Source organism: Mesorhizobium sp. M5C.F.Ca.IN.020.32.2.1, assembly GCF_004023105.1.
GTDB classification, from domain to species: domain Bacteria; phylum Pseudomonadota; class Alphaproteobacteria; order Rhizobiales; family Rhizobiaceae; genus Mesorhizobium; species Mesorhizobium wenxiniae.
The window spans coordinates 1-10,000 of record NZ_RZSX01000057.1; the positions used below are offsets into that span (position 1 = coordinate 1).

Here is a 10,000-nt window from a genome sequence, read left to right on the forward strand (position 1 = left end):
GCCCGGCAGCGCGTGCGGCACCTTCAATTCCTTGCGAAGCTTGATGACGGCCTTGGCGAAGCCGTCGAAGCCGCCCTTGAGGCCGCAATAAGCCGCGAGCCGGGCGATGCGCACCTCGATGGCGTCGCGGTTGAAGGCCAGCACATAAGGCATGAACACGGCGTTCGTCATGCCGTGATGGGTGTCGTAGAGCGCGCCGATCGGATGCGACAGCGAGTGGATCGCGCCCAACCCCTTCTGGAAAGCGGCGGCGCCCATGGCGGCCGCACTCATCATGTGGGCGCGGGCGACAAGATCCTTACCGTTGGCATAGGCCTTCGGCAGGTTCTCCAAGACGAGCCGCACGCCTTCGACAGCGATGCCGTCGGCCATCGGATGATAGCCCGGCGCGCAATAGGCCTCGAGGCAGTGAGCAAGCGCGTCCATGCCTGTGCCGGCTGTGATAAAGCCCGGCATGCCGACCGACAGTTCCGGATCGGCGATGACGATGGCCGGCAAAAGTTTCGGATGGAAGATGACCTTCTTGGTGTGGGTCGCTTCATTGGTGATGACTCCGGCGCGGCCGACCTCCGAGCCGGTGCCGGCGGTGGTCGGCACGGCGATGATCGGTGCGATCGCATCGGAGTTGGCGCGCGTCCACCAGTCGCCGATATCTTCGAAATCCCAGACCGGCCGCGCCTGGCCGGCCTGGAAGGCGATCAGCTTGCCGAGGTCGAGCGCCGAACCGCCGCCGAAGGCGATGACGCCGTCATGCTTGCCCTTCTGGAACACGGCAATGCCGGCGGTCAGGTTGGAGTCGACCGGGTTCGGCTTGACCTCGGAAAACACGCCATAGGGTACCTTGGCGTCGTCGAGGATCTTCAGCGTCGAGGCGACCACCGGCAGCTTGGCCAGCCCCGGATCGGTAACGAAGAGCGGCCGCTTGATGCCCGTGGCATCAAGCACATCAGGCAATTCCTTGATGCGCCCCGCGCCGAAGCGCACGGTTGTCGGATAGTTCCATTTGGAAATGAGTTTTGACATTTTTATCTTTCAGAAATTCAGATGGCTTCACGCAAGTGATATGATTTCGGCCTCGTCAGATTGTCGTAGCCGATGGCCGACAGGGCGGCGCCCTTGCCGGTGTCCTTGACACCGGTCCAGACCAGCGCCGGATCGAGATAGTCGCAGCGGTTCATGAACACGGTGCCGGTCTCGACACGGTCGCCGATCGCCACTGCATGCTCAATATCGCGCGTCCAGATCGAGGCTGTCAGCCCATACGGGCTGTCGTTCATCAGCGCGATCGCCTCTTCGTCGTTGCGCACCTTCATGATGCCGACGATCGGCCCAAAACTTTCCTCGCGCATGACACTCATCTGATGATCGACCTCGGTCAGCACCTCTGGCGCCAGATAGGGCGAGCCTTGCTCGTCATTGGCAACCTTCATGTTGATGTGGGCCTTGGCGCCCTTGCGCAGCGCCTCGGCCTTCTGCTCGCGGATCAGGTCGGCGAAGCGCGCCTGTGCCATCGGCCCCATCGTCGTCGCCTGGTCGAGCGGGTTGCCGACGACGTAGTTCTTGGTTTCGGCGATAAAGCCTTCGATGAATTCGTCATAGACCTTCTCATGGACATAGACGCGCTCGATGCCGCAGCAGCACTGGCCGGAATTGTAGAAGGCCCCGTCGACCAGGTTGGCGACGGCATGATCCATCTTGGCGTCGGCCAGGACATAGGCCGGGTCCTTGCCGCCAAGTTCGAGGCCGAGGGTCATGAAGGTGCCTGCCGCGGCCTTTTCGATGGCGCGGCCACCGGCAACCGAGCCGGTGAAATTGACATGGTCGATCTTGCCCGATCCGAGCAGTTTTTCGGTCTGCACATGGTTCATGACGAGGTTCTGGAACAGACCCTTGGGCAGGCCTGCTTTGTCGAACGCCTGTTGAAAACGTTCGCCGACCAGCAGCGTCTGCGCCGCATGCTTAAGGATGACGGCACTGCCGGCCATCAGCGTCGGCACGATAGTGTTGACGGCGGTAAGATAGGGATAGTTCCAGGGCGCAATCACCAAGACCACGCCGAGCGGCACCTTCTTCACATAGCGGCGAAACCCGTCCTTCGGATTGGAGGCGAGGACCGGCTTGAGTGCCGCTTCCGCGATCTCGACCATGTAGCTGGTACGTTCCCTGACGCCGCCGAACTCGCCGCCATAGCGCACCGGACGACCCATCTGCCAGGCGATCTCCGGCACGATCTCTTCGGTCATGGCGACCAGCGCTTCCAGCATCGCCAGCATGTACTTGCCGCGCTCGACGACCGGCGTCTGAGCCCATTTCTCCTGCGCCGCCTTGGCACGCTCGACCGCCGCATTGATCGCCTGGTCGGTGGCCACAGGCCGCTCGGCATAGATCGAACCATCGACGGGAGTTTTTATCTTGACCGTTTCGGTCATTCCTTTGAGCCCTCACGGTTAATGACAATCTCGGTTTGAGCCGCCCGTCCGTCCGGCACCAAAGGCCGAAGGGCAGCACTGGCGTAGTTTAGTACCGCTCGAACCCCCTGTGCAGTTCCCAATCGGTAATGCGGCGGTCGTATTCGAACTGCTCCCAGTGGGCCGTATGGACATAATGCTCGAGCACGCCGTCGCCGAGCGCCTGCTTCAGCATCTCCGATTTCGCCAGCGTCTCGGTGGCATCACGCAGGGTCTTCGGAATTTCCGGCAGCTGCGAGGCTTGATAGGCATCGCCGACGAAGGGTTTTTGCAGTTCAAGCTTTTCGTCGATGCCGGCAAGGCCGGCCGCGATCAGCGCGGCGAAGGCGAGATAGGGGTTCAGATCGGCGCCGCCGATGCGGCATTCCATGCGGATGCTCTTGGTGCCCTCGCCGCACAGGCGGAAACCGGCGGTGCGGTTGTCCTCGCTCCACATGATCTTGGTCGGCGCGAAAGTGCCGGCCTGGAAGCGCTTGTAGGAGTTGATGTAGGGCGCCAAGAACCAGGTGAATTCCTTGGCGTATTTGAGCTGGCCCGCCGCCCATTGCTGGCCGAGCGTAGACAGCGTCCATTCGGCATTCTTGTCATAAAAAAGCGGCGTCTTGCCGTCGGCGCTCCACAGCGAATTGTGGATGTGGCTGGAATTGCCGGCCAGCCCGTAATTGTACTTGGCCATGAACGAAATCGCCTTGCCTTCAGACTCGGCGATCTCCTTGGCGCCGTTTTTCAGGATGACGTGGCGGTCGGCCATGTCGAGCGCCTCGGCATAGCGGACGTTGATTTCTTCCTGGCCCGGACCCCACTCGCCCTTGGAGTTCTCGATCGGTATGCCGGCCGCTTCCATCTCGTTGCGCAGCCGGCGCATGACGCCTTCTTCCTTGGTGGTGATGCCGATCTGGTAGTCGCCGATATAGGGCGAGGCTGTGTCGAGGCCGTGCCAGTGCTTCTTGCGAGCCGAATCGTAGGTTTCGCTGAACAGATAGAATTCGAGCTCGGAGGCGAAATAGCCGATATAGCCGCGCTCGCTCAGCCGTTTGACCTGCTTCTTCAGGATGGCGCGCGGCGAATGCGGCAGGTCATCATGGGTGTGGTGGTCAAGCACGTCGCAGATCACAAGCGCCGTCTTTTCCAGCCATGGAATGCGCCGCAGCGTCGACAAATCGGGCTTCATGACGAAGTCGCCGTAACCCTTCGACCAGCTCGCCGCCTTGTAGCCGGGCACCGGCTCCATATCGATGTCGGCGGCCAAGAGATAATTGCAGCCATGCGTCTCATCATGGGCGGAATCGACGAAATACTGGGCCAGGAACCGCTTTCCCGCCAGCCGCCCCTGCATGTCGACGATGCAGGCCAGCACCGTGTCGACCTCACCGCTTGAGACCGCCTTCTTCAACTGATCGAAAGAAAAATTTCCGGCCATTCTTGCAAGCTCCGCCGCCTTTGTGGCGCTTCGAGAGTTCAAATCTGGATCCGGCCGCGAGAAGCGGCCGGGTGTTTTTTGGGTTCGAGAAAGGTCAGGCTTTCTGCGCGTGCTCCAGCGCGAACTCTTCTTCCGGCGACAGGATCAGCTTGTGACGGCCGACCAGCCCGAAATAGACGATCGCGATGGCGAACCACAGCGCCACCCACACCACGCCCTTGGTGAAGTTCGCGTCCTGAATCTGGTAGAGCAGGGTGACCACGCCGATGACGATCGTCAGCACGGCGCCCGGGACGCCGAGCGGGCTGCGATAAGGACGCTCCATGTTCGGCTGGTTCTGACGCAGCAAGATGAAGGACACCGCCTGCAGGATGTAGGAGAACATCGCCCCGAACACCGCCATGTTCAGCAACACCGAGCCGATGAGCGAACCGGCCGTATCGCCGCCAAGCGCGAACCACATGATCAGCATGATGCCGAAGCCGACGATGGCGCCCGCAAACATCGCCACATAGGGAGTCTTGTAGGATTTGTGGGTCACCGACAGCGCCGACGGGAAATAGCCCGCGCGGCTCAGCGAATAGACCTGGCGGCCCATGGCGAAGATGATGGTGTGGAAGCTTGCGATCAACCCAATCAGCGCGATGAGGCCAAGCAGCACTGCGCCCGAGTCGCCATAAATCGCCCGGAACCCGTCAAGCAAAGGCTCGCCGGAAGTGGCGAGTTTGAAGGAACCGACTCCGACGACCGACGGGTTGAGCAGCACGATCATGAAGGCCGAGACGATCAGCGTCAGCATGCCGGCGATAATGCCGCGCGGCATATCGCGCTTGGGGTCGACCGACTCTTCGGCCGCCAGCGGAAGCTGCTCGATCGCCAGGAACAGCCACACCGCGAAGGGCAGCGTCGCCAGCACGCCCGAGAAGCCGAACGGGAACATCGAGCCATTGCCTTCGGGAAGCTCCATCGCCGCTCCGTCCGGGCCGACACCGATGTTCAGCGCCCAGCGCGAAAAGTCCATGCTCGGAATGGCGCTGATCCAGAATACGATCAGCACGGCGAGCGACAGCAGCGTCACGACCAGGGTGACGCGGAAGGACAGCGCGACGCCGAAAATATTCAGCGCCAGGAACACGGCATAGGTCACCAGCCACCAAAGTGGTGGCCAGACGCTGGAGTCGGGAAAGGCGACCGACCAGATGCCTCCCATGTAGGAGCCAATGAAGAAGGCGATGACGGCGGGCGTCACAACATACTCGACGTTTTCGCAAAGTCCGGTGATGAAGCCGCCCCATGGCCCCATCGCCGTCCGGGCGAAGGAGTATGCAGCGCCGGTGTGCGGCAAAGCCGGGCTCATCTCGGCGATCGAGAAGACGAGGCCGATATACATGATGGCGATGATGATGCCAGCCACCAGCATGCCGCCCCAGCCGCCCGTCCCGAATCCGAAATTCCAGCCCGAAAAATGTCCCGATATGACGGCACCCACGCCGAGCGCCCACAGATGCCAGACATTGGCGTGACGCACCAGTTGCCGGTCCTCGAAATAAGATTTGTCGCGCTTCGCGTATGCGACGCTGCCGACTTGCTTCGTATTACCGCCTGCCATTTGAAAGTCCCCTTCTTCTTGTCAGTTGACCGGTTCCACCGGATGGCCGAGCCCGCGCCGGCCAGATCCCTGGGATCCGGATGACGGCTCGAGATCGGACAAAATCCCCGTGAGCAGATCCGCCCATTTTCGCTGCCCGGCTTCGTCGGATATTTCGTCGTTGCGGATTTCGATCATCGCGCAGGGCAGCCCCCGCGGACGCGCGTGCCGTTCCAGCGTGAAATAGACGCGGTCGGCCGGCGAATAGGGTTCGTTGATGCCGACCGTGACGCCGGCGAGCCGCTGCAGCGCGGCGACAAGCGGCGCTGCCAGCCGGCGATCCTCGTCATGGATGATGCCGATGTGCCAGGGCCGGCTCATACCTTTGTAGACCGGGGTGAAGGAATGGATTGAAACCAGCCGCGTCTCGAACCCGCGCGCCAGCCTTTTGTCGATGATACTCGCGACCGCATCATGGAAGGGTTGCCAGGACAGAGCGATGCGCGCGGTTCGCTGCTTTTCCGACAGGCCGGTATTGCCCGGAATGGCCGTGGTCTCGCTGACCGGCGGCACTAGGTCGGGCGCGTCCAGTGGCCGGTTGCAGTCGACGACAAGGCGCGAAATGCGGGTCTCGACCAGCGTGGCGTCGAGCGCCTCGGCCATGCGGCGGGCGACCGGGAGCGCGCCGGGGTCCCAGGCGATGTGGCGGGAAAGCTCTCCGGCAGCAAGGCCGAGCGTTCCGAATTCCGGCGGCAGGAAGTTGGAGGCGTGATCGCAGGTCAGCACGAAAGGGCTCGATCCGCCAGGGTTCGTCACCCTCACGGTTTCAGGCGATGCAAGGCTGACGGGCCGTGCTGTCTCCATTGTTGTCAGTCCCCGGGGAGCGCTGTATCGTATATTACGTATTTTGTCTCATTGCGTCCCTGTGGATGATTTCATACAGTTTATCCGGCTTTGTCAAACGCGATTTCGGGTCAAATGCGATTTCGGCAAAACGGCCAGGGTGGGAAAAGATGATTTCGAGCATTGCCGAACTGATCTCGGACCGCATCGGCACGATGCCAGCGGGCGAGCGCCGCGCGGCGCAAACGCTGATCGCCAATTACCCGCTGATCGGCCTGAAGACGGTCGCCGAGTTCTCAGCTGCCGCCGGCGTTTCCTCGCCGACCATCCTGCGTTTCGTCGCCCGGCTCGGCTTGCAGAACTACCCGGAATTTCAGTCGGCGCTGCAGGACGAGCTGGCGGCGCAACTGCAGTCGCCGGCGTCACGGACGCTCAACCCGCCATCGCCGAACGGCGGCGCAGTGTCGCCGATGCTGGAGGCGACGCTCGACAACATGCGCGAGACGTTCAGGCACCTGTCCGACAAACAGCTTGCCGACATCGTCGCAAAGCTTGCCGACCGGCGCGGCAAGACCTTCCTGATCGGTGGCCGCTTCACCGATCCACTGGCGCGCTACATGGCCGCCCACCTCGCCGTCATCCAGCCCAATGTCTTTCACCTCGCCGGACAGGAAAGCGTCTGGCGCGACCGGCTGATCGACATGGGAAAGCGGGACGTGCTGGTGATCTTCGACATCAGGCGCTACCAGGACAGCTTGGTCCGTTTCGCCGAGACGGCGCATCAGCGCGGCGTGCAGATCGTGCTGTTCACTGACCAGTGGCTGTCGCCGATCGCCCGTTTCGCCCGCCATGTCATCGCCGGGCGCACCGCCGTGCCCTCGGCCTGGGACTCCTCGGCGGCCCTTTTTGTCGTTGCCGAAACGCTGATTGGCGCCGTCACCCGGCAGCTCGAGGCCGACGGCGCCAAACGCATCCGCGAGCTGGAAAGCCTGCGGTAGGGACGCGGCCTGAACTCGACCGCATGATCACTTCCGTGCCGGACAAGGCGGCCAGCAGGCCGCAAACGCAAAACGGCCCGCACTGAGGCGGGCCGTTTTGGGTTTTGGTTGCGGGGACAGGATTTGAACCTGTGACCTTCAGGTTATGAGCCTGACGAGCTACCGGGCTGCTCCACCCCGCGTCAACTAGACGGCGAATGCCGGCCGGGCAGCCCGGACTTTTTGTTTTGTCCGTCCTCGAGGCCTTCGGCCTTTTGCGGGCGGACGGGGCGCTGCTCCACCCCGCGTCGACTAGACGGCGAATGCCGGCCGGGCAGCCCGGACTTTTTGTTTTGTCCGTCCTCGAGGCCTTCGGCCTTTTGCGGGCGGACGGGGCGCTGCTCGACCCCGCGTCAACTTTTCAACAAGTCAGCGCTGAGTTAGTTCCGCCAACTGAAAGGGCCGCTTGCGCGGCCCGAGCTCCCGATTGGCGGGCCTGTTTTGTAAGGAGAAGATTTGGATTTTCGACGTGCGTTTTGCAGACCTGGCAGCGACCTACTCTCCCGCGTCTTGAGACGAAGTACCATCAGCGCTGGAGCGTTTCACGGCCGAGTTCGGAATGGGATCGGGTGCAGCCGCTCCGCCATAACCACCAGGTCGGCAAAGCGCACGTTGCTCGAGAAGCTGTTTTTCGTGCCTGGCATCGCGGTTTTCGGACGCAGTCCGCAAGCGCGACCGCGCGCCCGAGCCTTTGCGAGGCCCTGCCCGGAGGCGTCGGCGAAGCCGACTGCCGCGAGGGCAAACAACCACCAGGCGACAATCCTTTGGATTGCGCCGACGACAATCCTTCGGATTGCGCTGGTGATGGGCATAAGTAATGAGAACGATCAAGCCGATCGAACTATTAGTACCGGTAAGCTTCAAGCGTTGCCGCTCTTCCACACCCGGCCTATCAACGTGGTCGTCTTCCACGGTTCTCAGGGAATACTCGTTTTAAGGTGGGTTTCCCGCTTAGATGCCTTCAGCGGTTATCCCGTCCGGATATAGCTACCCTGCTATGCGGCTGGCGCCACAACAGGTCCACCAGAGATCCGTCCATCCCGGTCCTCTCGTACTAGGGACAGATCCTTTCAATATTCCTACACCCACGGCAGATAGGGACCGAACTGTCTCACGACGTTCTGAACCCAACTCACGTACCGCTTTAAATGGCGAACAGCCATACCCTTGGGACCTGCTCCAGCCCCAGGATGCGATGAGTCGACATCGAGGTGCCAAACAACCCCGTCGATATGGACTCTTGGGGGTCATCAGCCTGTTATCCCCGGCGTACCTTTTATCCGTTGAGCGATGGCCCTTCCACGCGGGACCACCGGATCACTATGACCGACTTTCGTCTCTGCTCGACTTGTCAGTCTCGCAGTCAGGCAGGCTTATGCCATTGCACTCAGCGAACGATTTCCGACCGTTCTGAGCCCACCATCGCGCGCCTCCGTTACTCTTTAGGAGGCGACCGCCCCAGTCAAACTACCCACCATACATTGTCCCGGACCCGGATAACGGGCCGCGGTTAGACATCCATAGTGATAAGGGTGGTATTTCAAGGGTGGCTCCACCTGAGCTGGCGCCCAGGTTTCAAAGCCTACCACCTATCCTACACATGCCACTACGAATGCCAATGTAAAGCTATAGTAAAGGTGCACGGGGTCTTTCCGTCTAACCGCAGGAACCCCGCATCTTCACGGGGAATTCAATTTCACTGAGTCTATGCTGGAGACAGCGGGGAAGTCGTTACGCCATTCGTGCAGGTCGGAACTTACCCGACAAGGAATTTCGCTACCTTAGGACCGTTATAGTTACGGCCGCCGTTTACTGGGGCTTCGATTCAGAGCTTGCACCCCTCCTCTTAACCTTCCAGCACCGGGCAGGCGTCAGACCCTATACGTCGTCTTGCGACTTCGCAGAGCCCTGTGTTTTTGATAAACAGTCGCTACCCCCTGGTCTGTGCCACCCTCCTCCACTTGCGTGGAAAAGGGTCACGCTTCTTCCGAAGTTACGCGTGCAATTTGCCGAGTTCCTTCAGCATAGTTCTCTCAAGCGCCTTGGTATACTCTACCAGTCCACCAGTGTCGGTTTCGGGTACGGTCTATAAGGAGGAGCTATTTCCTGGAACCACGCAGCAGCCCTTTCAATCCGATAAGATTGGACTACCTCAATGATCCGTCACTTCCTCCAGGCCCACGAATATTAACGTGATTCCCATCGTCTACGCATTTCTGCCTCGACTTAGGGGCCGGCTAACCCTGCTCAGATTAGCTTTAAGCAGGAACCCTTGGACTTTCGGCGGGGGAGTCTCTCACTCCCCTTACGTTACTCATGTCAGCATTCGCACTTCTGATACCTCCACCACCCCTCACGGGTATGGCTTCATCAGCTTACAGAACGCTCCGCTACCGCAGCGTAATCCCGAAGGATTATCGCCACCCTAAGCTTCGGTGTATGGCTTTAGCCCCGTTACATTTTCGGCGCAAAGACCCTTATTTAGACCAGTGAGCTGTTACGCTTTCTTTAAATGATGGCTGCTTCTAAGCCAACATCCTGGTTGTTTTGGGATCCTCACATCCTTTCCCACTTAGCCATAACTTGGGGACCTTAGCTGTAGGTCAGGGTTGTTTCCCTTTTCACGACGGACGTTAGCACCCGC

At 60.8% G+C, this 10,000-nt stretch carries 6 protein-coding genes, 1 tRNA gene and 2 rRNA genes (1 of these 9 cut by a window edge); 1 reads left to right on the plus strand and 8 read right to left on the minus strand.

Going from position 1 to position 10,000, the window contains the following annotated elements; genetic code table 11:
- The 5 genes from EOA86_RS04805 to EOA86_RS04825 form a co-directional block, all read right to left on the minus strand.
- Positions 1 to 1,023, minus strand: a 1,023-nt coding sequence (locus tag EOA86_RS04805; protein ID WP_164891557.1) for an iron-containing alcohol dehydrogenase, incomplete at its 3' end; no start/stop codon positions are given.
- Positions 1,024 to 1,040: 17 nt separating this feature from the next.
- On the minus strand, positions 1,041 to 2,429 hold the full coding sequence (locus EOA86_RS04810; protein WP_127211003.1) for an aldehyde dehydrogenase family protein: 1,389 nt from the start codon (positions 2,427 to 2,429) through the stop codon (positions 1,041 to 1,043).
- Between the two features lie 88 nt (positions 2,430 to 2,517).
- On the minus strand, positions 2,518 to 3,888 hold the full coding sequence (locus EOA86_RS04815; protein ID WP_128340864.1) for a glutamine synthetase family protein: 1,371 nt from the start codon (positions 3,886 to 3,888) through the stop codon (positions 2,518 to 2,520).
- 94 nt (positions 3,889 to 3,982) lie between these two features.
- A complete protein-coding gene (locus EOA86_RS04820) occupies positions 3,983 to 5,497 on the minus strand; it encodes an amino acid permease (RefSeq protein WP_065007624.1) in 1,515 nt (504 codons plus the stop codon).
- Positions 5,498 to 5,518: 21 nt separating this feature from the next.
- A complete protein-coding gene (locus tag EOA86_RS04825) occupies positions 5,519 to 6,340 on the minus strand; it encodes an N-formylglutamate amidohydrolase (RefSeq protein ID WP_128340865.1) in 822 nt (273 codons plus the stop codon).
- A gap of 149 nt (positions 6,341 to 6,489) precedes the next feature.
- Between EOA86_RS04825 and EOA86_RS04830 the strand changes: the two genes are divergently transcribed.
- Positions 6,490 to 7,317: a MurR/RpiR family transcriptional regulator gene (locus tag EOA86_RS04830; protein ID WP_128340866.1), complete on the plus strand. Its 828-nt coding sequence runs from the start codon at positions 6,490 to 6,492 to the stop codon at positions 7,315 to 7,317.
- A 105-nt stretch (positions 7,318 to 7,422) separates the two neighbouring features.
- Here EOA86_RS04830 and EOA86_RS04835 read toward each other — a convergent pair.
- The 3 genes from EOA86_RS04835 to EOA86_RS04845 all read right to left on the minus strand — a co-directional run.
- Positions 7,423 to 7,499 (minus strand) — tRNA-Met (locus EOA86_RS04835).
- 339 nt (positions 7,500 to 7,838) lie between these two features.
- Positions 7,839 to 7,953, minus strand: a 5S ribosomal RNA gene (gene rrf / locus EOA86_RS04840).
- A gap of 226 nt (positions 7,954 to 8,179) precedes the next feature.
- Positions 8,180 to 10,000 (minus strand): 23S ribosomal RNA (locus EOA86_RS04845) (it continues 1,000 nt past the right edge of the window).